General features: G+C 53.0%; 17 protein-coding genes. 11 read left to right on the forward strand and 6 right to left on the reverse strand.

The features are described from left to right. The first annotated feature begins 10 nt into the window (after nucleotides 1–10). Nucleotides 11–1,210, forward strand: a complete 1,200-nt coding sequence (locus SD961_RS15300) for an acyltransferase (protein WP_318791207.1) — start codon at nucleotides 11–13, stop codon at nucleotides 1,208–1,210. Nucleotides 1,211–1,386: 176 nt separating this feature from the next. On the opposite strand, the gene SD961_RS15305 is transcribed toward SD961_RS15300, so the two are convergent. Continuing rightward, on the reverse strand, nucleotides 1,387–2,535 hold the full coding sequence (locus tag SD961_RS15305; RefSeq protein ID WP_318791208.1) for an acyltransferase: 1,149 nt from the start codon (nucleotides 2,533–2,535) through the stop codon (nucleotides 1,387–1,389). A 271-nt stretch (nucleotides 2,536–2,806) separates the two neighbouring features. Here SD961_RS15305 and dacD point away from each other — a divergent pair, with 271 nt between their 5' ends. Next, nucleotides 2,807–3,976: a serine-type D-Ala-D-Ala carboxypeptidase DacD gene (dacD, locus tag SD961_RS15310; RefSeq protein ID WP_318791209.1), complete on the forward strand. Its 1,170-nt coding sequence runs from the start codon at nucleotides 2,807–2,809 to the stop codon at nucleotides 3,974–3,976. Between the two features lie 46 nt (nucleotides 3,977–4,022). On the opposite strand, the gene SD961_RS15315 is transcribed toward dacD, so the two are convergent. The 3 genes from SD961_RS15315 to SD961_RS15325 are packed head-to-tail and all read right to left on the reverse strand — an operon-like array spanning nucleotide 4,023 to nucleotide 7,763. Further along, the gene (locus SD961_RS15315) at nucleotides 4,023–5,243 is read right to left on the reverse strand and encodes a cytochrome c (protein WP_318791210.1); all 1,221 of its coding nucleotides are present in this window, start codon (nucleotides 5,241–5,243) and stop codon (nucleotides 4,023–4,025) included. Further along, on the reverse strand, nucleotides 5,240–7,006 hold the full coding sequence (locus SD961_RS15320) for a GMC family oxidoreductase (protein WP_318791211.1): 1,767 nt from the start codon (nucleotides 7,004–7,006) through the stop codon (nucleotides 5,240–5,242). The genes SD961_RS15315 and SD961_RS15320 overlap by 4 nt, the downstream gene beginning before the upstream one ends. Nucleotide 7,007: 1 nt before the next feature. Next, the gene (locus tag SD961_RS15325; RefSeq protein ID WP_318791212.1) at nucleotides 7,008–7,763 is read right to left on the reverse strand and encodes a gluconate 2-dehydrogenase subunit 3 family protein; all 756 of its coding nucleotides are present in this window, start codon (nucleotides 7,761–7,763) and stop codon (nucleotides 7,008–7,010) included. Nucleotides 7,764–7,984: 221 nt separating this feature from the next. Here SD961_RS15325 and SD961_RS15330 point away from each other — a divergent pair, with 221 nt between their 5' ends. Together SD961_RS15330 and SD961_RS15335 are read left to right on the forward strand one after the other, a co-directional pair. After that, nucleotides 7,985–9,043 carry an FUSC family protein gene (locus SD961_RS15330; protein ID WP_318791326.1) on the forward strand — a complete coding sequence of 353 codons (1,059 nt, stop codon included), beginning with the start codon at nucleotides 7,985–7,987 and terminating at the stop codon, nucleotides 9,041–9,043. A 154-nt stretch (nucleotides 9,044–9,197) separates the two neighbouring features. Next, entirely contained in the window at nucleotides 9,198–9,518 is a 321-nt protein-coding gene (locus SD961_RS15335; RefSeq protein ID WP_318791213.1) for a DUF496 family protein, read from the forward strand. Between the two features lie 58 nt (nucleotides 9,519–9,576). On the opposite strand, the gene SD961_RS15340 is transcribed toward SD961_RS15335, so the two are convergent. Next, complete coding sequence (locus SD961_RS15340; protein ID WP_318791214.1) at nucleotides 9,577–10,638, reverse strand: LacI family DNA-binding transcriptional regulator; 1,062 nt, start codon at nucleotides 10,636–10,638, stop codon at nucleotides 9,577–9,579. A 184-nt stretch (nucleotides 10,639–10,822) separates the two neighbouring features. On the opposite strand from SD961_RS15340, the gene SD961_RS15345 reads away from it, so the two are divergent. The 4 genes from SD961_RS15345 (at nucleotide 10,823) to SD961_RS15360 (ending at nucleotide 15,298) form a co-directional block, all read left to right on the forward strand. Then, nucleotides 10,823–12,253 (forward strand): EmmdR/YeeO family multidrug/toxin efflux MATE transporter, encoded by a 1,431-nt coding sequence (locus SD961_RS15345; protein WP_318791215.1) that lies wholly within the window; start codon nucleotides 10,823–10,825, stop codon nucleotides 12,251–12,253. Between the two features lie 47 nt (nucleotides 12,254–12,300). Then, a complete protein-coding gene (locus SD961_RS15350) occupies nucleotides 12,301–13,530 on the forward strand; it encodes an MFS transporter (RefSeq protein WP_318791217.1) in 1,230 nt (409 codons plus the stop codon). A 129-nt stretch (nucleotides 13,531–13,659) separates the two neighbouring features. Next, nucleotides 13,660–14,544, forward strand: coding sequence for a siderophore-interacting protein (locus SD961_RS15355; RefSeq protein ID WP_318791218.1), 885 nt, complete (start codon nucleotides 13,660–13,662; stop codon nucleotides 14,542–14,544). 88 nt (nucleotides 14,545–14,632) lie between these two features. After that, complete coding sequence (locus SD961_RS15360; RefSeq protein WP_318791219.1) at nucleotides 14,633–15,298, forward strand: DUF998 domain-containing protein; 666 nt, start codon at nucleotides 14,633–14,635, stop codon at nucleotides 15,296–15,298. Here SD961_RS15360 and SD961_RS15365 read toward each other — a convergent pair. Next, nucleotides 15,278–16,501, reverse strand: coding sequence for an FAD-dependent oxidoreductase (locus SD961_RS15365; RefSeq protein ID WP_318791220.1), 1,224 nt, complete (start codon nucleotides 16,499–16,501; stop codon nucleotides 15,278–15,280). The genes SD961_RS15360 and SD961_RS15365 overlap by 21 nt on opposite strands. Before the next feature lie 725 nt (nucleotides 16,502–17,226). On the opposite strand from SD961_RS15365, the gene SD961_RS15370 reads away from it, so the two are divergent. From SD961_RS15370 to SD961_RS15380, 3 genes are all read left to right on the forward strand, one after another. Further along, nucleotides 17,227–20,706, forward strand: coding sequence for an autotransporter domain-containing protein (locus tag SD961_RS15370; RefSeq protein ID WP_318791221.1), 3,480 nt, complete (start codon nucleotides 17,227–17,229; stop codon nucleotides 20,704–20,706). A gap of 117 nt (nucleotides 20,707–20,823) precedes the next feature. After that, nucleotides 20,824–23,709, forward strand: coding sequence for a hypothetical protein (locus SD961_RS15375; protein ID WP_318791222.1), 2,886 nt, complete (start codon nucleotides 20,824–20,826; stop codon nucleotides 23,707–23,709). Nucleotides 23,710–23,785: 76 nt separating this feature from the next. Beyond that, on the forward strand, nucleotides 23,786–25,747 hold the full coding sequence (locus SD961_RS15380; RefSeq protein WP_318791223.1) for an HNH endonuclease signature motif containing protein: 1,962 nt from the start codon (nucleotides 23,786–23,788) through the stop codon (nucleotides 25,745–25,747). The last annotated feature ends 198 nt before the right edge of the window (nucleotides 25,748–25,945 follow it).

A 25,945-nucleotide genomic window follows, 5' to 3' on the forward strand; every position in this document is an offset into this window, starting at 1 on the left:
GAGTGAAAATATGAACCCCATTTTTACTATTGTTTTAACATTTATTTTAATTATTGTATTATGTTGGGTAGGCTCTAACATCAAATCTCTTCCACTTTTTCCTGAAGTGACAAAAATTAGTGCGCATAAAACTTTAGATGGTGTTCGAGGGTTTGCTGCAATAGCTGTAGTAATCCATCATTCTTTTTTTGTATATCAGTACCATATAAATAATAAATGGCATATCTATCTGGGGGATAGCCGAGAAGTTGTTAATAATGAATTCCTTCGTAATCTAATAGTCAATCTTGGCGGTGTCGCTGTATGTGTTTTTTTTATGGTTACTGGATTCCTTTTTTTTGATAAGGGATTAAAATCATCCGGTGAAATAAATGTAAAAGATTTTTATATTAAAAGATTTAAACGAATAGCACCAATGTATTATTTTAGTATTGCCCTGATTTTCTTGGTTTCTCTTTGTTTTGGTATGCGTAATGTAGGTGGGATAACGGGGGTTGTTAATAATTGGTTTGGATGGTTAGCTTTTGGGATGATTCCTTATAATGGAATTACAGATTCTTTCGATTATGGAAGAATAAATGCAGGTGTAATCTGGACACTTGCTATAGAATGGCAATTCTATATTATAACTCCATTGATATATGTTTTTTGCTCAACAAGAAAGAGAGCGTTATTTCTTGTAATTGCCTCATTTATTGTCTTGTATTCGTATTATTTTTCAGGGATTTTCGATGCTAAAAAAGCAACAATATATTTGTGCTTTATTTTTGGTATGCTCTCATCTTATATCAAAGATTACATAAAATTTCTACATTCATTTACGGTATTAAAAACAGTTTCATCAATTTTAGCTTTAGCATCAATATCTTTTTCATTATGTTATCATGATACAGTTTATGAACCCTTGAATATTATCTCTGTTGGTGTTTTCTTTATTCTAGTTTCATCTGGATGTACTATTTTTGGAATTTTAACTTCAAGAGCATTTAAGTTCGCTGGTTTAATAAGTTATAGTGTATATTTAATGCATGGCTTGATTCTTAACGTATGTATTAACTTACTGCCAAACGGATGTTCACATTTTTATTTTTCACTTGTTTCGGTAATTTTTATCATCTTGATTAGCGCTTTAACATATTTAATTATTGAAAGGCCTTTTATGTTTAACAGGAAAGCAATAAGGGTGTCTTCAATTAGAAAAGAGGTATAATAATCAATGGTTTAATTTTTTAGTGTTATTCATTTGTGATGTGTCGCATGTCGTCCACAAAAAGACTTTAAATATTAATCCTACATTATTTACTTTTACTTTCGAAAAATGCCGTCAGACAAATTCTCATTTTTGCTTATTAAAAACCCGGTACAATTGACCGGGCTATTATATTCTTAACCCGCTAAATTACGCGCTACAGCTTTTTGCCCCAAAACTTTCTTCCCAATCAAAATCCCCGGCTTTTCAACAAACCGGTACAGAAGCGAAGCGAGCGCATAGGTTACCGGCAGGCAGATCACCGATACCAAAGCGAAGCGCATAAGGTCACTCTTGTTTTCAAGGTTGGTATGCGTCAGCAGCAGCGCAATCACCGGGATCACAATCAACAGGTGCAGCAGGTAGACTGAAAATGAGACGTCACCCAGCCAGGTGCTCACGCGATTGTTAAGCAGTTTACGGGGCAGGGCGATAAGCCGCGCTATCAGGCTCCCTTCAACGTATTGCCACAGAATGGCGGCCATGCCGACAATCATCAGCACTTCCATCGCTATCTGCAGCGGGATCGCTTCCAGGCCAATCACCACGCTGGCTACCGGGCCAAGCAGGGCAAAGGCTATATACAGCACCGATTTACGACGCACAGCCTCAGCCAGCAACATGCCGGACAGGAACATATTGAGCTTAATCAGGATCATAGAGGGCATCTCAAACGCCTCGTAATACTCTGCCAGCACATAACGCCCAACGCAGCACAGCACCATAAAGCCAATCAGCGAGGCGGCAAAGCCAAAGCGCATAGTCACCAGCATAATGAACGGGAAAAGCAGATAGAACTGCATCTCCAGCCCAATGCTCCAGTCCGGCAGCACGGTATTAAAGCCATAGGCCGGCAGGACGCCAAACAGGAAGCTGAAGTGCGTAAAGATATTAGCCAGAGACTGATCGGAATAACGGGAAGATTCCGTCGCCGTGCCTGTGTAGAAATGCGAAATCGTATCGCGCATTTCGCCAAACCACGGCCCGTAAATCAGCGCAATAATCAGCAGCAAATAATAGAGCGGGGCGATGCGGAAAAAGCGACGAGTCCAGAACTTTTTAATAGTACTGGCGCTCTGCCACGGCTCCTTGTGTTGCCGTTCGACATAATTCTTCGCCATCAGATAGCCGGAAAGCAGGATAAAGAGATCGACGCCTATACCAGGCGATGAGATCAGCGTGATATGGCAATGAACCAGCAAGCTGATATGACCGACCAGCACCCAAAGCGACGCAATGCCCCTTAGTCCTTCCAACTCAGTAGACCAGCCTCTGGTAGCTGACATAGTAAAACCTCGCTTATATGTAAATTTTCGTCAGCCAAGCGTAAAGGACAGGTCAGTACAAGCAAGCGCTCGCGCTCCTAAACTCAAATTTATAGGAATTTCCCTGGGTTTTATTCTTTGGTCCTGCGGGTTAAACGGCGTAAAACCAGGCAAAAATGTCTGGGTAATCAGCTGAAAATTAATATTTTCTTGCAATTTATTAACACAATCTTCGGTGCAATCCCGTACAACAGGCAGGTTTTTTTCACAGCAAAATTTTGAGGGTGTTCCGTTGAAGAAGCGTCAGCTCGTAAGTTGTAGTGTATTGTTGGCTTTTGCCTTTGTGGCCCAGGCCGATGAGGATCCTCTCTCCTTTCCCATGACGGCACCGGCCATAGATGCCGCCTCCTGGGTATTGATGGATGCCACTACCGGCCAGGTTTTGACACAGGGCAACGCCGATGAGCGTCGAAACCCGGCCAGCCTGACCAAGCTGATGACCGGCTATGTGGTTGACCGCGCTATCGACGCAAAGCGTATCACGCGCGATGATATGGTGACGGTAGGAAAGGATGCATGGGCCGCCGGGAATCCAGTATTTAAGGGATCTTCGCTGATGTTCCTTAAGCCAGGCGAGAAAGTATCAGTCAGGGATCTGAGCCGTGGCGTCATTATCGACTCCGGCAACGACGCCTGTGTGGCGCTGGCGGATTATGTCGCTGGCAGCCAGTCTGCCTTTGTCGAACAGATGAACCAGTACGTGCAGAAACTGGGCCTGACCAATACCCATTTTGAAACGGTGCACGGTCTGGATGCGCCAGGCCAGTACACAACAGCCGCCGATCTGGCGAAACTCTCCCGCGCCATCATCTCCGGCGAGCCAGATTTTTATCAGATGTACAGTGAGAAATCCCTGACCTGGAACGGCATTACCCAGCAGAATCGTAACGGTTTGTTATGGGATAAAACGCTGCATGTGGATGGACTGAAGACCGGCCATACGGAAAGTGCAGGATTCAACATCATCGCCTCCAGCGTGGATGGTCAGCGTCGTCTGATCGCGGTAGTGATGGGCGGCAAAAGCCCTAAAGGACGTGAAGAGCAGGCGCGCAAACTGCTTATTTGGGGGCAGAACAATTTTGATACCGTTCAGCTGTTCCATGCCGGTAAAGAGATTGGTCATGAAACGGTCTGGTACGGCAACCCGCATCAGGTTTCCGTGGGCAGCGACAAAGACGTTTACCTCTCGCTTCCTCGAGATGAAGTGAAGAAAATCAAAGCGAAATACGTTATCGAACGTAAAAATCTGACAGCGCCGTTGCCAGCGCACGAGCAGGTGGGATCAATCCAGCTCGTGGATGGCGACAAACAGCTCGCCTCCTATCCGCTGGTGACGTTACAGGAAATCAAAGAGGCGGGGATGCTGACCCGCATTCAAGACTATCTGAAGCAAAAGTTCTGATTAAAAAAGGGCGGCTGTAACCTGCGCCGCCCCTTTCTTCAACTGACTACTTGCGTAACTCTTTCTTCAGATCGTTAACCTCACTGGCACTGACCGCTGGCGCGGCGTTGCCCCAGCTGTTGCGTACGAAGGTAATGACGTCGGCCATATCCTCATCACTCAAGGTGCCGTCGAAGGAAGGCATGGCTGGTGCCGTCGGTCGGGCATCGGTATCCACGCCCCGGCTGCCTGCGACCACCACATGGATCAGTGAGGTGGCGCTTGGCGCATTCACCAGCGGATTATTCGCCAGTTGAGGGAAGATATTTTTACCGCCCTGGCCTGCAGGCGCATGGCAGGCTGAACACTTGGCCTCATAAATCGTTGCGCCAATTTTCATCCTGCTGTCATCAGCCGCCAGCGGGGCAGGTTTATCCTCACCCAGTTTTGGCGTTGACTTCAGGTAAGTCGCTACCGCCTTAAGATCCTCATCCCGCCAGTGCTGCGTGGAGTTCTTCACCGCGTCAGCCATCGGTCCGGAAGCGATGTCATAGCGGTTAACGCCGGTGCGCAAATAGCTGACAATATCTTCCTGCGTCCATTTACCCAGTCCCGTATGTTCATCGCTGGTCAGATTGGGCGCCCACCAGCCTTCAACAACTGCACCGCCTATATACTGGCTCGATTTATCGCCGCCCAGCATATTCTTAGGCGTATGGCAGGTGCCGCAATGGCCCAGGCCCTGCACCAGATAGGCACCCCGGTTCCATTCGGCAGACTTGCTCATATCGGGTTTGAACTCGCCCTTATCAAAGTTCATCCAGTTCCAGACAATCAGGCTGGTGCGAACGTTGAAGGGGAAGGGCAGCAGGTTTGACTCCACTTGCTGATGGATGGGCTGAAGGCTTTGCAGCCAGGCCCACAGATCGGCATTATCCTTACGGGAGACTTTGGTATAAGCGGTAAACGGCATCGCACCATAAAGCCGTTTGCCACCGTGACCCACCCCTTCAGACATTGCCCGCTGGAAGTCATCAAAACTCCAGTCACCGATCCCCGTCTCGCGATCGGGGGTAATATTCGCCCCCACCAGCGCGCCAAAAGGGGTGTTCAGACGAACGCCACCGGCAAAAGGCTTGCTGGGGTCAGCAGTATGGCAGGCGGTGCAGTCACCCAGCGTGGCGATGTAACGGCCCCGTTCAATCTGATCGTATTCCGGCTGAGCCTGAGCAACGCTCAGGGTGGAAAGGGAGATCGCAGCGAGTGCGAAAAGCGTGCGCTTTTTCATACGGTGATCATCTCCCCTGGGCGTTTCAGATAGTGCTGACGAATGTCATGGGCAGCTTTGAACGCCAGCGCGCCAACGGTGCCGGTTGGGTTATAACCGGGGTTCTGTGGGAAGGCAGAGGCGCCGACCACAAACAGGTTAGGCACATCCCAAACCTGAAGATGCTTGTTAACCGAGCTGTTCGACGGATCGGCACCCATAACAAATCCGCCGCAGACGTGAGAGGATTGATACGGCACGCTGTTCCAGTGGCCGCTGGTGGGTTTGGAGACGATCTGCCGTGGGTTCATGGTTTTCGCAATCTCCGCCACTTTACCGGTACAGTACTGCGCCATACGCAGGTCATTTTCCGGGAAGTCGAAAGTGATGCGCAGCAATGGTCTGCCATGCGGATCTTTGTAATTAGGGTCCAGCGACAGATAATTTGTGCGCTGCGTATAGCTGCTGGCCTCGCAGCCGATGGTCATGGTGCTGAGGTAATTCTTCACCGTGGCCTTTTTCCATTCGGTGCCCCATTTCGGCGTGCCTGGCGGAACAGGACGCGTGTTGATTGGGGCACCGCCAATAGGCGTCACGCGAATGCTGCCACCGCCGAAGAAGCCAAGCCCGCTGTGGTCAAAGTTGTCGTTGTTAAAGTCATCAATGCCCATGCCTACTGCGCCCGCACCGATAAACGGATTGAAATTCTTGTCATCAAAGAAGAGCGTAACGCCGTTGGCGGTCTGATAAGCGTAATTGCGGCCGGTGGTGCCGGTGTTGGTGACCGGATCGTAAGCTTTACCAATATTGGAGAGCAGCATCAGACGCACGTTCTCAAAGGTATAAGCTGCCACAATCACCAGATCGGCAGGTTGTTCCCATTCGTCGCCGCTGGAGTCGATATAGGTTACGCCGGTCGCTTTTTTGCCGGTTGAATCAGTCAGCACCTGCAACACTTCGCAGCTGGTCTGTGCGGTGAAGTTCGGCTTGCGCATCAGGGCTGGCAGGATGGTGGTGATGGCGCTGGCTTTCGAGTAGTTAGCACAACCATAGTTGGTGCAGAAGCCACAGAAGGTGCAGGGACCCATCGTCACGCCGTAGGGGTTGGTGTAAGCCTCAGAGACCAGCGAAGAGGGAACTGCAAAAGGGTTATAACCCATGTTGCGGACTGCTTCGGCAAACAGCGTCGGCCCGTAAGGTTGTTTAAGCGGCGGCGTTGGATATTCGCCAGAACGGGAACCTTCAAAATGGTTGCCTCCTTCCTGCTTCACCCCGTTCAGCACGCCCGCTTTGCCAGAGGTTCCGGCAACGCGTTCAAATTGCATGTAGTGCTGTTCGATCTCATTCCACTCCATGCCCCAGTCCTGTAGCGACAGGTCAGAAGAGATGGCGTTTGCGCCATAGCGTTCGCTCAGATGGCTGCGCAGGCGAAACTCTTCAGGCTGAAAGCGGAAAGTGATGCCCGCCCAGTGGTTTCCCGCGCCGCCCGTACCGTTACCAGGGTGAAAAGAACCCCAGCTACGCATGGGCAAGGCTGTCTGAGAAGGGTTATTGCGCATTGTGCAGGTGTTCTGACGGGTGCGAAGCATTAACTCCTGGCGCTGAACGTAACGCAGTTCATCGGTAATAGTTGCCACATTGAAGTCGCGAGCCGTGTCACGCCACGGACCACGTTCTATGCCGATAACGTTCAGCCCTTCATCCGCCAGTTCATTAGCAATAATGGCGCCGGCCCAGCCGAGCCCAATTACCACCACGTCGGTCTTGGGAAGTTTCTTCGCCATGTCAGGATCCTTTTTTCTGTGGTGACAGGTCAGCAATGCTCACGGGTTGCAGCTTCAAATCCTGGTTGTGGAGGAGGATCTCATCGCGATAGTCGTAACGGGCACCGGGAAAGCCAAGCATCTTCCAGGAAACCATCCCCTTATTACCGCCATAAACCGGGTCTGCAAAGAAGCCTTCCATGGCGTTGATCAACACCTGGGCGAAGAAAGCAGAACTGTCGTAACCTTCGAAGGTAATTTTGCCCTGTTCCAGACCGTGCAGGATCTCATCCTGCTGGTCAGCCTTCAGATCCTTAAAGGCTTTCTGATGGGCTGACTGGGAATATTTATTCAGTGCGGCAATACCGGTGCGATAGCGCTCTCTTGGCACCAGCGGCGACTGGTCGCCCTGTTCAGGCGCTCCTTTGTCGAAAGGGCCTTCCATATACAACCGCTCATAAGTGCCATAAAAGCCGTGCAGCTGGCGGTCGATAAACATCGTACAGCCCGCGTCTTTACCGCCCATGCTCAGCTCATCAGCGGGGATCAAACGGTCAACAATGGCGTCTATGGTTGCCGCCTCTTCCTCGGTGAAAAACAGCAGGCCCTGGCCTTCAAATGTCTCGGGGGGATTATCAGAAAAGGGTGTCCATCCGGGGGCGCCGGTCAGGGTGACGGCTTTAGCTACGCCGGTGGCAGTAGCCGCAATCGCCCCGGTCGACCAGGTCAGTACCTGCCGCCGGGTTACCCCGGGCAGGGTGGGGGTTGGTTTGCGCATTAAGCTTCCTGTTGTCCAGTATGTAAAGTTAACTTAGAAAATTGTAAAATTATGAGTAAGACGACAATATTATGTATAGCAGGTGTTGTTGTTTTGTTAATAAGTGTTATTCCATAAAATTCGTAAGGAATTCACTCACTAAAAATAGTGCAGAATCAATGACGGTGCTTTTTTTGATCGGGTATTATGCCAGCCTCAACAAGCATCTTCAGGAGAGTGTTTTGCGCCCGGACAAGCCGTTATCGGCCTTCGAATTTACCCTCTACCGTAATTACCGTACGGTGCATGGCATCCGTATCGCGCTGGCTTTTGTCCTGACGTTTCTGCTTGTGCGTCTGCTGGAAATCCCGGAGGGCACCTGGCCGCTGATTACGCTGGTTGTGGTGATGGGGCCGATTTCCTCCTGGGGAAACGTTTTTCCGCGCGCGGTACAACGCATTGGCGGCACCATTTTTGGTTCGGTTTCAGGACTGATAGCCCTTAAGCTGGAGCTGATCTCTTTTCCCGTTATGCTGGGCTGGTGCATGATAGTCATGTTCCTGTGCGGGTTCCTGACGCTGGGGAAACATCCCTACATGGCGCTGCTGATCGGTATTACGCTTGCGGTGATCTGCGGCGCGGCGCCGGGTGATATGGTGACAGCGCTGTGGCGGGGCGGAGACGTTATTTTTGGTTCGCTTCTCGCTTTGCTGTTTACCAGCATCTATCCGCAAAAAGCCTATACGCACTGGCGTATCAAACTGTCAGATTCGCTACTGGAAACTGCCAAAATTTACCACGCAGGCTTTTCCCCTAATCTGGTGGAAAAACCTCGTCTGACGCGGCCATTGCAGCGGCTGTTAACCGGTGTGGTGAAAATGCGTGCGCTGATCGAGCCTGCCAGCAAAGAAACCAAAATTCCCCGTTCGGTGTTTGAAGGTATTCAGACGCTGAACCGCAACATGGTCTGTACGCTTGAACTACAGCTCAATGCCTGGTGGAATTCCAGAGAGAGCCACCTGATTATGCTTAACGCACCTGCGCTGCGGCGTACCCAGCAGATGACGGAAACGACGCTGCGTAAGCTCTCTAAAGCTATTGTCGAGGGCAACACGGAAAAAATTGCCGCCAACAGCGGCGAGCTGGCCGAAATCAGCCGCGAGCTTCGGCAGTTAATCAAAGAAGCTGGCAGCGATGAACGGGTGGAAACGGCGATCCACGGCTACGTCTGGCTGAGCCTGGAGATGGCAAAGCAGCTGGAAAGATTGTCCGATTTAATGCGGCTGGTATTGCGTAAATAAGCGATTTGCAACAACTTACTGCGGGAAACAGTGGTTCGCGCTAAGATAGGCCAGACTCTACAATTTCAAAATTGCTTTCAGCTGCGGTGTGCCGCTAAGCTGAGCGCTACGATAATAACGCCTGTGCGAACAGGCCTTAATGAAAGGTGTCTTCATGGAAAATGCTAAGCAATCATTTCAGAACGTACTGGAGTTCGTGCGTATGTTCCGTCGTAAGAACAAGCTGCAGCGCGAAATTCACGACAACGAAAAGAAAATTCGTGATAACCAGAAGCGTGTCCTGCTGCTCGATAACCTTAGCGAATATATCAAGCCGGGCATGAGCGTCGAAGCCATTCAGGAAATTATCGGCAGCATGCGCAGCGACTATGAAGATCGTGTTGATGACTACATCATCAAAAACGCAGATCTTTCGAAAGAACGCCGCGAACTGTCGAAAAAACTGAAATCAATGGGCGAGCCAAAACCTCAGTAACTCTGGCTGATGCGTTAAGCGTTCCCAAAGGGCGATCGTCGGTCGCCCTTTATTTTTGTCAGATTTCCGCCAGGTTATGCAGCTCTTTCAGCGCGCGTAGCCTGGCGCTTTCCCCAGCCTCACCAACCGGCGCGGCAGTCGTTTCCCTTACCACCAGTTCAGGGGTAAAGGGCGGCATAGCCGGTAAGCTTTCCTGCTGTGTCAAAGCCTGAACCAACCAGCTAACGCTGCGTTCGCCCAGCAACGTCATATCCTGCCTGATGGTGGTCAGCGGCGGTTCATACCAGGCACTTTCTGCCGTGTCGTCATAGCCCACCACCGAAACATCGTCAGGTACGCGTAATCCTGCCCGATGTAGCGCCCGCAAAACTCCTAAAGCCATCTGGTCATTCGCCACCAGCACCGCCGTGGGTAGCGTGCGATCGGCAAGAGAGAGCATCGCCCGGTAGCCGGAGCCTGCACTCCAGTCGCCATAAACTTCACTGTGCGGGGTCAGCTGTTGTTCGCCCAGAACCTTGAGCCAGGTCTGATGACGCGCCGCCGCGGCCACCGACTCCTGCGGCCCGTTCAGTAAGGCAATGTCGCGATGCCCCAGCGACAGCAGATGTTCTGCCGCCTGACGTGCGCCCGCTTCCGCGCTGAACTGACAGGCTGCCACCGTGGCATCTTCAGCTATATCGAGAAAAAGAGTGGGCAGGGGGGCCGCCTGGGCTGCAATTCTGCTGGCGCTGCTGCTGGTCAGCGGCAGATTGATCAGCAGCGCATCTACCCGCTGCGCCAGTAACTCATGCACAGCGTTTTCTCCCTCGTTGCTGCCCGCCATCGCAATCACCAGACGGTAGCCCAGCGACGTAGCGCGATGCTGAATAGCAGAAGCTATCTGAGCGGGAGCAAGCAGTGCGAGATCGCTGGTGGCCAGGCCCAGCGTGCGGGAGTATTTACCCGCCAGCTGTTGCGCCACACGATTAGGCACATAATTCAGCTCCACCATCGCCGCTTCCACTTTGCTGCGCGTTTTCTCCGCAACCTGCACGGAATGGTTAAGAACGCGGGAAACGGTTTGATAAGAGACGCCAGCGGCGGTGGCGACATCTTCCAGCGTTACAGATCGCGGTTTCATGGCTTTCTCCCTAAAATTGCTCGCCGCAGTTTAGCAACAAAAGCGCCTGCGCTGCGGAAACTTCTTTGCCGTGAAGAGGAAAGTCACCGCCTTTTTGTGTGACACACGGAAAAAGACTTTGCATATTAGTCAACCTTTTACCATCATCAATCAGCCTACTTACCTCTTTCTGGCTGGAACTATCTTGCAAAACTTCAGAGTCTCTCTGCTGCAGGCGATCAAGCATTCAGCGTGGTATCCCAAACGACATTCTTACCGGGTTTTATTCTGGCGCGAGATTACCCCGCTGGCCGTGCCGATCTTCTTCGAGAATCTTTGTGTGCTGTTGATGGGGGTGCTCAGCACCTTCCTGGTGAGCTGGTTGGGCAAAGAGGCGATGGCGGGCGTAGGGCTGGCCGACAGCTTCAATATGGTCATTATCTCCTTCTTTGCCGCTATCGATCTTGGTACCACGGTGGTGGTGGCCTTCAGCCTCGGCAAGCTTAATCGCGAAAGGGCCGAATCTGCCGCCAGGCAATCGTTGGTGCTGATGACGCTCTTTTCCGTTTTGCTGGCGTTACTGATTGAATTCTTTGGCGAGCATATTATCGATCTTATCGCCGGCAGTGCAGAGCCAATGGTTAAAGATCTCGCGCTGCGCTATCTGAATATCACCGCCTGGAGCTACCCGGCAGCCGCCATTGCGCTGATTGGCTGTGGCGCGTTACGCGGCGCGGGCAACACGAAAATTCCGATGTTGATCAACGGCGGAATGAATATCCTCAATATCGTATTCAGTACCGCCCTGATCTATGGCTGCTTTGGCTGGAAAGGATTGGGTTTTGACGGCGCAGCCATCGGGTTGACCATTGCCCGCTATATCGGGGCCGTTGCGGTAATTTATGTGCTGATGATTGGCTTCAATCCTCGCCTGAAAATTACGCTGAAAAGCTACTTCACCCGCCTGAACACTAACATTTTGATCGAAGTGCTGGGCATTGGTGTTCCGGCGAGTATTGAATCCGTGCTGTTCAATGGCGGCAAACTTCTGACGCAGGTCTTTGTCGCCGGGATGGGCACCGATGTTATCGCGGGTAATTTTATCGCCTTCTCCATCGCCTCAATGATTAACCTCCCGGGCAACTCCCTGGGATCGGCCTCAACCATCATCGTTGGTACGCGGCTGGGTAAAGGGCAGCTGCTACAACCTGAGCGCCAGCTGAGGCATATCTTCTGGCTCTCTACCCTGGGGCTGTGCGCCCTGGCGGCGCTGACGGTGCCGTTTGCCGGGATACTGGCCTCGTTCTACACCAAAGAAGATGATGTGATCGAGGTAGTGAAAGTGCTGGTCTGGCTCAATGCCGCGTTTATGCCTTTCTGGGCCGCCTCCTGGGTTCTGCCCGCCGGGCTGAAGGGCGCACGTGATGCAAGGTTTACCATGTGGGTCTCGCTGCTGGGCATGTGGGGATGCCGTATCGTTGCCGGTTATACTCTTGGCGTCCTGCTGGGCTTTGGCGTGGTTGGGATCTGGCTGGGGATGTTCCTGGACTGGATAGTGCGCGGTATTTTCTTCTGGCGGCGTCTCAACAGCGGGCGCTGGCTGTGGAAATACAGGAAGCCCGCAGCGTCAGCCTGACGACGGGGCCGCTCTCAAAATAACAACAGAAATCTCCAGGAATAGCTATGCGTTCATCTTCACCCGCCAGGGCGGATTCCCTGTTTCAACACCGCTCGTTTGTCGCTTTCTGGCTGGCGCGAACCACCTCCAGCTTTGGTTTTCAGATGCTCTCCATTGCGGTGGGCTGGCAGATCTATTCTCTTACCGGCCGGGCCTGGGATTTGGGGCTGATTGGTCTGGTGCAGTTTCTGCCTGCCGTGCTGCTTGCCCTGCCTGCGGGACATGTTGCCGACCAGTTTGACCGACGTCGGGTGGTGCTGCTGGGCCAGGTGACGGAATGGGTGGCCATTGCTGTGCTGGCAGGGCTGACGCTGGCGCAGCGAACGGACGAGGTGATCATCCTTGCGCTGATCTTTATTATCTCTGTCGCCCGCACGCTGGAGGCGCCTTCATTACAGTCAATGCTGCCTGCACTGGTGCCGCCCTCCATGCTCGCCCGCGCCACGGCGGCCAACGGCGCATCAATGCAGACCGCTTCCATGCTCGGCCCCGCGCTGGGCGGTTTTCTCTATGTGGCAGGGCCTGGCGTGGTCTACCTTACCACCGGCCTGCTTTATATCGTCTCAATCGTTATGGTCAGCCGGTTGCGTTACGAGCATACGCCGCCGAAGCGCACGCCAGCAACGTTCGCCAGCGTGTTTGCCGGGGTACGTTTTATCCGTAATCGTCCCGACGTTCTGGGCGTTATCTCCCTGGATCTGTTTGCCGTGTTGCTGGGCGGGGCCACCGCGCTGCTGCCGATCTTTGCCAAAGATATTCTGCATACCGGCCCCTGGGGGCTGGGCTTGCTGCGGGGAGCGCCAGCGGTTGGTGGCCTGCTGGTGGGGTTCTGGTTAAGCAGCCGCACCCTTGAACGCCATGTTGGCATGACCATGTTTGGCGCGGTGGCAGGTTTTGGCATTGCCACGCTGGTTTTCGCCTTCTCGAAGGAGCTGTGGCTCTCTATTCTGGCGCTGTTTGCGCTGGGTGGTTTTGATATGGTCAGCGTGGTTATCCGCGGATCGCTGGTACAGCTCGACACGCCAGACGAGATGCGAGGGCGGGTCAGCGCCGTAAACTCGATATTTATCAATACCTCTAATCAGCTGGGCGAATTTGAGTCCGGCATGCTGGCGGCGTGGCTGGGTGCAGCGCCAGCCGCAGCTGTAGGCGGTATTGGCACGCTTATTGTGGTTGGGCTTTGGATGGTCTGGTTCCCGGGATTACGCCGCAGACAGCGGCTGCATAACGACTAACCCCGTGCCCGGGAAAGCAGGACAGGGCATTTTCATCTTTCAACTGAGAATGATTATCGTTATATTGCGCTATTGAGCGTCGTCGCGCCAGGCATATCAGCGGCATACATCCCTACAGGAGCAGCAAACATGGCCGCAGGCTACCGGATTTTTGATCTCACGCTGAAGCGGCGTGTTCAGGTGACGCCTTCACTGTTGCGTTGCGTATTCAGCGGCGAGGATGTTGCTAATATGAAGCTTGAAGCGCCAGACCAGCGCATCAAACTACTGTTTCCCAATGAAGAGGGCGAAAGGGTAACTATGCCGGTCAGCGACGGCTGGTATCAGGACTATCTGGCTTTACCTAGGGCAGAGCGCCCCGTGATGCGGACTTATACCCTGCGGGCGCTGCGCCGCGAAGAAAAAGAGATGGACGTTGAGTTTGTCCTCCACGGTGAAACCGGGCCAGCCTCCCGCTGGGCGATGCATGCCGCACCCGGTGCGAAAATGCAGGTTGTTGCCCCTAATGGCGCCTCGTCTGAAGAGAGCGGCGGCTATGAATGGCACTGGCATGAGGGCATTCAGCAAGCGCTGCTGATAGCTGATGAAACGGCCGTGCCTGCTGCCGTTGGCATTCTTGAACAGCTGGCAACCCTTGCCAGTCCGCCACAAGTGCAAGCCTTTTTCGAAGTCCCGTTGCAGGCTGATGCTCAACAGGCAAATTTCCCGTTCGCTGAGGTACACTGGCTGAGCCGGGAAGGTCATGCCGCTCACGGTGAGCGGTTGCTGGCAGCGCTGCATGAACACCTCTCCATTCCAGCTTTCGCCTGTGTGACGGAGCAATCCCTTGAAGAGAAAAGCTTGATTGAGGATAGTCTCTGGGAGCGGGCAGAGGGGAAGCACGCCTTTAGCGTCTGGGTTGCGGCTGAATCCGGCGTGGTAAAGAAGCTACGACGTTGTCTGCTTGATGACTATCACCTTGACCGTGAAGGGGTAAACTTTATGGCATACTGGACGCAGGGCCGGGGACGATAAATAGCAACAGTGAATCTCTGCCGGAGGATAGTTACCGGCATCATACCGCAGAGTTAATTGCCTGGCGGTTGCAGCTTGATGGACAGTAATGAACATGCAAATCCGATGGAAAAAGGTAGCCGCACTCAGTTTCGCGCTGGGCGGGCTGCAATATTTGCTGGCAGAAAAAATCGCCGCGCTGGCCTGGACTGCGCCTCTTTATCATTACGGTCTGAACTACATCAGTGATTTAGGCATTCCCCGCTGTGGCGTGCTTTCCGACGGTCGCGCTGTTTGCTCTCCCCTGCATGCCGTGATGAATATTGGTTTTGCTGTGGAAGGCCTGCTCTTTTTCACCGCCTGCCTGCTGTTACATGAAGTTTTTAACGGTACCGGAAAGATGCTATTCCTGTTAACCGCTTCGCTGCATGGCGTGGGTGGAATCATCATCGCCTTATTCCACAGCGGCAGCGGGGAAGGGGGTTTTACGCTACATGAAGCCGGGGCGGTGATGGCGATAGGCGGCGGCAACCTCTGCCTGATTACCGTGGGCTGGCTGATGCGGCATCGCACCGGGCTGCGGGATTTCACCCTTTTCAGCCTGTTTATGGGCAGTTTTGGCCTGCTCTGCATGGTGATTATCCCGTTGGATCTGTTGCCAACAGGGCTAATTGAGAGGGCTTCTGTCTATCCCATCACCTTCTGGCAGATATTTACCGGCTGCATGCTACTCAAAGCCTCCTGCAGTAAAGTTTCAGGCAGAACGCGGCTTTGAAGTTACGGCACGCGGGCGCTCCGTGCGAAAACCCAGCCCGATAATCCAGCCAAAAACATAGGGCAGAAAAGGCAGCCGTTTAACCAGCTTAGGGAGCGGGCTGGCCTGATCTTTATTGCGCTTTTTGCCGCTCATTTTAACCTGAATAAACTGGGTGGCTGCGGCAGGAAACTGACGCCTGCGCTGAACTTTCTGCAACTGCCTGAGGGTAACGCTGCCTTTCAGCAAAGGATGGGCAAGAAGATTCGCCGTTGCCACCGCATCCTGAATAGCCAGATTGACGCCGACACCGCCAATGGGAGACATGGCGTGAGCCGCGTCACCGATACACAACACGCCAGGTTTTGCCCACTTATCCAGGCGGTCAATACGAATACTCAACAGTTTCAGCTGTTCCCATTCCGTCAGCGATGCCAGACGCGCTTCCGGGAAAGGTGCGACGGCAGAGATCTGCTGCTTAAAAGCGGCAATACCTTGTTCGCTGAGCGCCTGAAACTGACCTTTGGCAATAGAAAAGCCGCACTGCCAGTAGTCACCGCGATCAATCATAATAAAGTTCTGCTTTGGTCCCTGATGGCCAGAACTCCACTGCGGATCTTCAGCCTGCTTTTCAAGCCTGAACCAAACCACATCCCGTGGCGAGCCAAAAGAACGCCCCGTCAGCCCCGCCTTTTCTCTGACCACAGACCGCCGTCCGTCAGCGCCGATAACCAGCTTTGCTCTGATCTCACCTGGCCCCGATTTTCCGGAAGTGCGGATGCCGCAAACGCGCTCTGCGTCATAAATAAGGCTGTCGCACTGAGTCGATTTCAGCAGCGTGAAGCCAGGGAGAGAGTTCGCTTTGGCGGCGATAAAATTCAGAAAATCCCACTGTGGCATAAACGCGATAAACCGGCATTTCACCGGCAGGCGGGAGAAGTTCGCCAGCGTCACTGACTCACCGCCGACTTCCGCCTGTAGTTTTTCCATTTGCTGGTGGGGAAGGGTCAGAAATTCCTTCAGCAGGCCCAGGTGATGCAGGATTTGTAGCGTGGAAGGATGGATGGTGTCGCCACGAAAATCCCGCAGAAAATCGTCATGTTTTTCTGTCACCACCACGTTAACACCTGCCCGCGCCAGCAAATAGCCCAGCATCAACCCGGCAGGGCCGCCGCCTACGATGCAACAGTCAGTCGATAGTGTTTGGGTTAATGCCGTCTGCATAGTGAGTTCCCGGATTTTAAAAAAAAGCTTAGCATATGATAATAGTTATCATTATCTTTTTGGTGGGACGGATTGTGCTAAGCCACGAAGATATTTCACGGAAGGGAAGCAGGAATGGAACAGATAAACACTCTGCCCGGATGATTCTGTTTCTGCTTCGGGCAGCTCCCTTACCTCTGAGTGTTCAACCTGTTGCGGATGAGACATCCCCCTGAGATAGCAAGGATGTTGCCGATAGTCTGACCTTATTCTGTTGAGGGAGCCTGAGGCTTTATCTTTGGTCATTTAGACAGGTGGTCCGCTATGTGTGAGAAGCGGACGTTGAAAAATGAAAAGGGAAATAACCTTCTTCCGCTATTCCCTTATTTCAAAAGTCTGGCTGCTGCTTTTAAAGTAACCTGCCGCCTCTTTTCAATAAATGGCCCAACCTGTTCCTGTGCTTTTGACCTGTCCCCAGGATTACATACAACGCTCAGTTAGTAATGTCGGATCCTTCATTCTCAGCATGACCCTTTCTCCAGCCCGCCGCAAATTCAGACGGCGTCTGATATGCGGCGTATCCTTCGTGAGTGGTTCTGCGCCGGGCAGATACACCTATCAAATTTCCGCACGGTTAATAGAAAGAATAACCACGATTATCTGCTGCAAATCCACCCAATCCTGTGGATTTGTGGTGATATCCTGGACGCACAGGATAAATCATTTCTAATGACTTCAGGTGCGGCATGCGTCATCCATTAATATGCAGACAGCTGTTAGGCGGGCTGGTAACAACGTTACTGAGCGTATTTTTTGTCCCTTCCGCTCTGGCGCTTTCAAACGGATGCGCGGCTGTTAACGCCCTTTCAGGCTCAGCCTCCCTTTCTTTCTCAACAAACAAATACCCCGGCACTGACTTTGCCGCCGGCGATACCCTGTCCCTGAGCTTTACCGACAGCGGCGCGGCGGCAGGCGGTAACGTGATGACGTCCGACAGCGTGGGGATTTCTGACTATAACCAGACCAGTTTTCAGACGTATAACGCGGCAAACTCCGCCAGCAGCTCGCCGCACACGGTGACCCTGTCTGTTGCCTCAGGCAGCCTCGAAACGAATGGCTTACGCCTCAGGGCGACCACTTCGAATGGCCAGATAAGCAACCTGGTATTCAGCTGTACCAGCCTGGCAGTGTCATCAGGCGACTCCACTCTCTCGGGGCTGTCGCTCTCTTCAGGCACGCTCTCCCCCTCTTTCAGTGCCGGCAACAGCAGTTACAGCGCGTCGGTCGCCAACAGCACCGCCTCCGTGACCGTTACGCCCGTTGTCAGTGAAAGCCATGCCACGGTGACGGTTAACGGTAATGCGGTAACGTCGGGCTCGGCCTCACAGAGCATCAGTCTGACCGCCGGAAGCCCTGCCAGTATTTCTGTGGTGGTCACGGCACAGGACGGTTCTGCCCGCTCGTACACCCTCAGCGTGACGCGCGCCGAAGCGCCTCCGATTACGTCAGACAGTTCAGCAACGGTAGGCGGCAACAGCGCCAATAACAACATTCCGCTGAGCCTGAGCGGAAGCCCTGCCACCACCGTGACGCTCGTCACGCCGCCCGCGCATGGCAGTGCCACGGTCTCAGGGACCACCATGCTCTATACGCCGGCAGCTGGTTACTCCGGCAACGACAGTTTTACCTGGAACGCTGCCGGCAGCGGCGGGACGTCGGCAAATGCCACCGTGTCGCTTACCGTCAGTGCGCCTGTGCTGGTTGTAACACCAGGTTCAGGGGGGCTTCCGGCCGCCACGACCGGCAGTTTGTGGTCGCAGAACCTGTCGGCCTCCGGCGGCGCGGTGCCCTACAGCTGGAGTGCCGGGACGCTGCCGTCCGGGATCATGCTGAACGCCGCGACGGGGACGTTGTCCGGTACGCCTCTGGCCGCGGGAAACACGACTTTTCTGATAACCGTCACCGACGCTCACGGTGCCACCGGCAGCGCCAGCTACACCCTGACTGTCAACGCCGCGCCGCCTGTCGCCAGCGACAGTCTGGCCACAGTCAGCGCTAACAGTGCCAGTAACGTCATTGCGATCATTCTGTCCGGCGGCCCCGCATCCTCGGTCAGTATTGTGACGCCGGCAGCGCACGGCAGCGCCACCGCCTCAGGGACCAGCATCTCCTACACGCCCACGGCCGGCTTTTCAGGCAGCGACACTTTTAGCTATGTGGCCACAAACAGCAGCGGAAGCTCCACCCGTGCGCAGGTTTCCCTCACCGTCACGTCGTCCCTGCTGGCATTTTCTCCTCAGGGTGGCGCGCTGCCGGCGTCAACGACGGGCAGCAACTGGTCTCAGACGGTAACCGCCGCAGGCGGGACCGCGCCCTACGCCTACACGGCAACCGCTCTGCCCCAGGGTATCACGCTGGATCGTGGCACGGGCAGGCTTTCCGGCACGCCTGCCGCTGCGGGCAATTACACCTTTCAGATAACCGCCACCGACAGTCTGGGCGCCGGTGGAACCGTCAGCTACACACTTTCCATAGGTGTAGCCGCTCAGAACACACTGGCCATGCTGCCCGGGAGTGGTGCTTTGCCCCAGGGTAAAGCCGGACAGCCGTATGCGCAGGCATTCAGTATCACGGGTGGCCTGGCCCCTTACACCTGGCAGATAAGCGGCGCGCTGCCTGCCGGACTGGTGTTTGCCGACGGTCAGCTTTCCGGTATTCCCCGCAGCGCGGGCAGCAATACTTTCAGCGTGACGGCAACCGATGCTGCGGGCAGCGTTCTGCGAACCGGGTATACGCTGGTCGTTACCGCAGCTGAGGCGGTTGCGGCTGACCACAGCGTGTCACTCTACGCCGGTCAGTCTGTGACGGTCAGCCTCAGCGACGGGGCTTCCGGAGGCCCCTTTGCCGGAGCCCGGCTTCTGGATACACCGCCGGACGGTCTGGGAACGGCTGCCGTCCACACCGCCGGAACTGATTTTCAGATGCAGTTTACCGCCGCCGCGCAGGCCAGCGGAACGCTGGTGTTGCGCTATGTGCTCAGCGGCCCCGCCGGTGATACGGCACCCGGTCAGGTGACGGTAGCCATAGCAACGCGCCCAAATCCCGCCCATGACGCAGATGTCATCGGCATGGTGAGCGCCGAATACCAGGCCGCGCAGAATTTTGCCCGCGCGCAGTTACGCAATTTCAGTGACCGGCTGGAGCAGTTACACCGTGGCGATAACCTGCCGTCGGATATGAGCGGAATTCGCTTCAGCCTGCCCTCTGCCGATCCTGAGAGGGATGCCGACCGGAAGTTGTGGACCACGGCCATGCAGCAGCAGAAATCATCGCTGAATACTGACAGGAGCGGGATGCCAAATTCTTCCCCGCTGCCTTTTTCCGGAAAGGGGCAGCCCGGGAGACTGTCTTACTGGACGGGGGGCTTTGTTGACTTTGGCGGTGATCACGCGGAGGGCGTGCAGTTCAGCCATACTACCGTGGGGATCTCGACCGGTACCGACTACCGCTTCACGCCAGCGTTCACCGCCGGGCTGGGACTGGGGCTGGGACGCGACGTCAGCGATATCGGGGACAGCGGAACCCGGACGAACGGCCGGGCGTTCAGCTCAGCTCTGTACGGCAGTTACCATCCCGGCGCCAGTTTTGTCGATGGGCTGCTGGGATATGGCCTGATGGACTTTGACAGCAAACGCGTGGTCAGTGAAACCGGGGCGGAAGCCCGCGGCAGCCGTTCCGGGCACCAGATGTTCAGCTCGCTGACCGCCGGTTATGAATTCCGTTCGCCGGGCAACCTGATTTCACCCTACGCCCGCCTGCAGTATTACCGCACCTGGTTAGACGGCTTCAGCGAGACGGGCGCGGGGGCCTTCAGCCTGGCCTTTGCCCCGCAGACGTCTGCGCATGTCGATACGGCCGCCGGGCTGCGTGGTGAGCATGCCGTTCCGGCCCGCTGGGGCGTGCTGCGTCTGCAGGGCCGCCTTGAGTATGCGCAGACGCTCAGCGACAGCGGTAATGCACACGTAGGCTATGCCGATACCGGGAATGATACCTGGCGGGTGCCCCTTTATGAGCAGAGCCGTGAGACGATAACCGCGGGTGCCGGCATCGATTTTCTGCTGCCGGACGGCATCACGCCGGGTATCGCTTATCAGGGGACGCTGGGGCTGGACGCACAGCGCACGCGTGAGCAGATGGTGATGGTGCGCGTGAATATAGGCTTCTGACTGGATCTTAGCGGGTAATACTGTGGTACGCAGAATTCTGCCACTGCTGAGTTATTCCGGTCTGTCGGGCCGTCCTGATAAGCACGGCCCTCTTTTTATCAGCAAATGAGGTTTGCTATGCCTGTGATTCCGGAAGGGCCGGATACTGACGATGGGGTCAGTGACCGTCTTGATGAAGTGATGAAACAACAGAAGCTGATGGCCGTTTCCCATGCTGAATCAGAAACGGAACAACAACAAAAAAGGCAGAGAGCGGAGCTTGCAGATAACCGTAGCCGGTTGCTGAAGGCGGTGAAGGTTGAGGCACCGGACCTGGCTGCTCCGCTCTTTGAAAAACTCAGCGCACTTGCTTACGAAAACCACGACTTTGCTCCGCGGGAAGTTGTGGATCTCCTCAAGGCTCATAAAGCCAGGTTCAAGGATGAACCCGATTATTTTGATCTGGGCATTGCGCAGCGGGAAGACCTGCTTGACCGGATCGGATTCTACCGCGGGGTGGTCATCGATCAGTCGCTGAGTAATCCGGTTGAGGCCGGGTTTCGCGATGTCCTGATGAAACCCGGCGAGCAAAGCGAAGGCGAGCAGCGCCTGCAGCCGGCACATCTTTTTTATCGTAAACCTAACTTCTCTGGCTATTTTGAAAACTATTACACCGCCTCCGAGTCCGTGTTTCAGACGCAGAAAAACGGCGTAACCAATCTGAGCTTCTCGCTGGGCGTGGCCGCCGGGAAGTTCGGCAACAGCGCAGCGCTGGGCGTGGCGCTGACAAAATATGGCCGCCAGGAAGAAAGCAGCGGATTTGCGGGTAAAACAGTCTTTACCACCGCAAACTTCTACCTGCCTAAAATTGAGCTGTCCTTTGACAGCACACAGCCCTGTGCCAGCAGGGTATTTTGTGAGGCCTGCGAACGTGCGGTTGACGATCCCCTGAATGAACGGACGTGGCAGGATAAATTCCAGGATCTGAAAAGGGTGCTCGACGCCTTCGGACACTTCATTCCACTGCAGATTCTGGTTGGAGGACGTCTGTTCGCCACGGAGAAGAAACTGTTCGAGGGAACGGAAAAGAGTTCGAACTTCACGGACCGCTTTGGTGTGCAGGTCAAAGCCAGCCTCAGCACGGTTTATGCGGATGCCGAAATCAGCGGCGGTTACGAGAACAGTCAGCAGGAGGCGGTGAAGCATAAAGAGACCCGTGAAATGCAGACGCTGACATTCAATGCTATCGGGGGTGAAGGCACGGTTGTACAGGATGCCGCCGCGTGGGCAGAGTCGCTGTATGACTACCGGCGCTGGGCGTGCGTGCAGCGTGAAAATCTGATCCCGAGTATCGACGTCCTGCCTGAACATCTGTCACAGCTTTGCTGGGATGTCCTTGGAAAGTATGCTGAGGGCCGTAGCAAACAGGCCATATTATACGAAGATAAAGCTTACTTCCTGTTTTACGGAAAGTACGGCGAACAGATAGGCAGCCGGGCCCGGGATATATTCTTCAGCATTCTGAATCACGCCTTCGATGCGGCGGTCACGGTCAAGACCATTCCGCCAAGTGAAGGAGAAAAAGCCGTTCTCACCAAACCGGAAACGGTGACGACGCAGCTCTGGAGAATGACGGAAAACGGGCAGATTATCCTGCGGGCCACGGACAGGAAGATAACGCACGGAAAATCCAGCGACACCTTTTTCGCCTTAACGGCTGAGCTCCCTGCAGAAGCTGATAACCCGCTTAAGGATGATTATCCGGTCAGCCTCTGCCAGCTGAGCAGCGATCCTGCCCAGCTGTGGGATTACCCAGGGTCGGGTGAACTTATCTGCCGTGCGCTGGGTAATGACTACGTGCTTGATGCCTCCTCTGCGAAAAGCCTGTGCCTCAGAAAGCGTTCAAAAGCCAGCCGACTCAGTCACCTGTGGCATCTGGCAGAAATACCGGTCTACCTGGAAAGTTCGCTGGCAGACCAGTCCGGAGACGTGTGGGTGAAAATAGTCGCGGGAAAAAACGGCGGGGTCCTCTCGCTGTCAGACGCGGGATGTACCGGCGAACCGGATGTGGCCAGGACCTGTAACGTTGTCGTACAGCCGGACATCGGTGGTGAACATCAGCGGTGGCGTAAAGAAGATTCCGGGCGGCTTGTGTCTGCTCTGGGAGCCGGTGCGGACACTAATGCGCACGATTTAATCCTCTCTGCTGACGAAAGCTCAGGGCGCGTGCTCGCAAGTCCCTTTATGCCGGATCTTGCACAAAAATGGATCGTTGACGTCGAGGGAAAACTATCGCCTAAAACGGGCTCGCTCAGTGAAAAATTCATCACCTGCTTTGAAGCAAAAAGAGGTGGGGAAAGGGATTACGGAAGTGCTGTGGTACTCCGTGGTGAAGACAGCACTCTTCAGCAGAAATGGATTATGCAGGAATATAAAAGCGCGGAGTTTGAACCAAAACCGTATGCTTTAAATATTAACCGCAGTGTAAAGGAAGTTTGTCCAATTCATTATATTGACGAAGCGGAGTTACTGGTTGAAGGTCGTATTACAGGCCTGGAGTTTTTTATTACCAGGAAATCAGGCTGGGCGGATGAGTTTGCCTTACGTATGAAAATAACCTGCGGGAATGATGGCGAAATAAAAGAAATAATACCATCTTCCGAAATTAACAATGATAACCTGACGCCACTTTTTAAAGAATCCAGAAAAGTCCACATCTGCCAGGAGTTATTATATCTTCCGGAGTTGGGTGTTTACAGCGTCAGGCTGGATGAAAGCAATATGAGCGATTCAGTACGGATGCTCAGGCTGATGTATCGCCTGGAAAAAGACGGCCCCTGGTACAGCTTTGCGAACAATACTGCCCCGTACGAGCAGTCATACCTTACATCCTGCTCCCTGGATGTGGCGCTCTGCCGTGTACAGGTCAAACCCGCTGAAAGGATCGTCGCGATAGGAATTGATTTTGATCCACGAGGTCAGAAAATATCGCCAAAAACCCTCACCGGACCGGTAAAAACTTAACCAAAGCCGTTGATTATATAATGAAATTGGCGCTGCGTATTCCTGCAGCGCTTAAAAATTAAAATCAGGAGTTCCGATGGCGAACACCGGTCAGAAAATCACTGCTATCCGTAGCGCTATTGACGCATCAACGCCGAATTCAAAGACATTTGATGAATATCAGCTGGTTGAAATAATCGATAAGAACTATATAGATCTGCTAAAAATTCGAGGATTTGAAAAATTAGTAGGTAAATGGCATAAAGAAAAGCTGCCGTTTCTGGAAATTACGGGCGAACTGGAATTTTTTAAATGCCCCTACTGCGATCGGGCGGTTAGCGCAGAGTCGCTTCGAATCGATCACATTATCCCGTGGGAAGTGTATACCCGTTATAAAATCTATCTGGCGGCGAATAAAAAAGCAGGTGAAAGAGCGTCAAAACTCAAAAGAAAGATAATCCGGAAGGAAGCTGAAAAACAGCCGATGCAGGCAAGGAAGGGTAAAAGCACCAAGAAAAATCAGAATAATATAAATAAAAGTATTTTCGAGGAAGATTTATCCGATTCGCAATATTTTTCGGAACCTGAAGATGAACTGGAAAATATGTGTGAAAATATTTTGCAGATGAAACCCGGGGAAGAAGATTTTTGCTGGCTGGAGGCTTACTATGCCGCCTTCCTGTCCATTCCCGGAAATAAAAAAGGAAAGACAAGAAGTGGGGGGGTTAATGAGAAGGACTCAGGGGAAAATAAAAGTATAAATCCTGAATACACTGCTTACTTTAAAATTAATAATAAAATTTTCCAGCCAAAAGATTTGAGTGAACTCAAGAAAAAAGCGGCAAATAACAATGGAAATCTTGTCTTATGCTGTAACAGTTGCAATCAGGAAAAAAAAGGTGATTTTGAAGATGTCAGGGAATTTATAATCAGAGGTGGGAATTACAGTAAGGGAAACAACAAGCTGTGTAAAAAATTTGAAGATATAGAGTCGGTTCGAAAAAAAATTGATGTATTACATCATAGTGTCAGGGAAATTGTGGTTAAAAAAGAAAAATATGCACCCTACCCGTCAGGAGATGAGGTTAATGAAGAGATATTAAAATATAAAAAGCAAAAAAACAATTCAGGAATGGAAAACACTTTTATCGGTAATAATAAAGAAAAACTCAGCGCCATGGGTTTTGGACATATGCTCAGAGACCATTCCTCCGAGGTGAAAAATAAAGAGGAGCAATATCAGCGATTTATTAATCTCTTTATCCATTCCTACATGAACGCCGCGGCCGAAAAGTTTGAAGACGAAGGGCGCGTGGCCCTCGACTACTCTGGCAGGTACTGGCTGTCTCAGTCCCGGGCGTCAGGCGGCAGGGATAACACCAGAGATACGCAATGCAATAACGGCGCCTGTCAGGATGCCGAAGATAATGTGCAGAAAGAGGCTGCAGATACAACGGCCGCGCTGCGCTCCCTGACTCAGTCAGATTCCATCCTGGACAGTGCGATGACTGATAAAGAAGAGGAGGGGTTGAAGGCTCATCTACTCAAGGAGCTGACGTTGGAAAAATCAGATTCTTTCAAAGGATATGTCTGCTTTTACTGCCTGGGTGTTTATGAAGAATTCTGTTTTGAAATTGACCACATCAGACCAGAGATGAAATATAAAGGCAAAAAATATAAATATCAGGGTGATGATCACTTTCACTACCTGGCCATGACAAATTTTCCTTCTAATCTTATCCCCGTGTGCAAAAAGTGCAACGGAAGCAAAAGCGACAAAAATTATAAGTTCTTTTACCATAATGATTTTACTGAACTGGTCAAGAACAGACAAAAAACCAGGCACAGATACGGTTTCACTGACAAGCTGGACTCTTCAGAAGGTAATCTCATAACTTACCAGCAGGCTACAGTAAAGCGGATGAATTTACTGAATATAACGTCGCTCAGACAGTTCGACTTTGCTTTGCATGGTAAATATATAAAGGACCATAAGATAAATAATCCCGGACAGGTAACGGATGATAAAGGCATTATTTCCGGTGAGGAGGACTCCTGATCCCGCCTGAGAAAATCTGAAGCATAAATTCAGCGCTGCCCTGTGGTTATGCAACGGAGCTGAACAGCCACGCTGCTCCGGCACGCTCGCCGCGCTGACGAACGCCCGCCCGTTTCCCCTGCGAATTCAATCCCGCGGGCATGCTTTGCCGTCCTGATTTGTCAGGCGGCGTGGCGCTTTCCGTTATACCTGCCCGTG

It is taken from the genome of Erwinia sp. MMLR14_017 (assembly GCF_033657285.1).
In the GTDB taxonomy this organism is placed as follows: Bacteria; Pseudomonadota; Gammaproteobacteria; order Enterobacterales; family Enterobacteriaceae; genus Erwinia.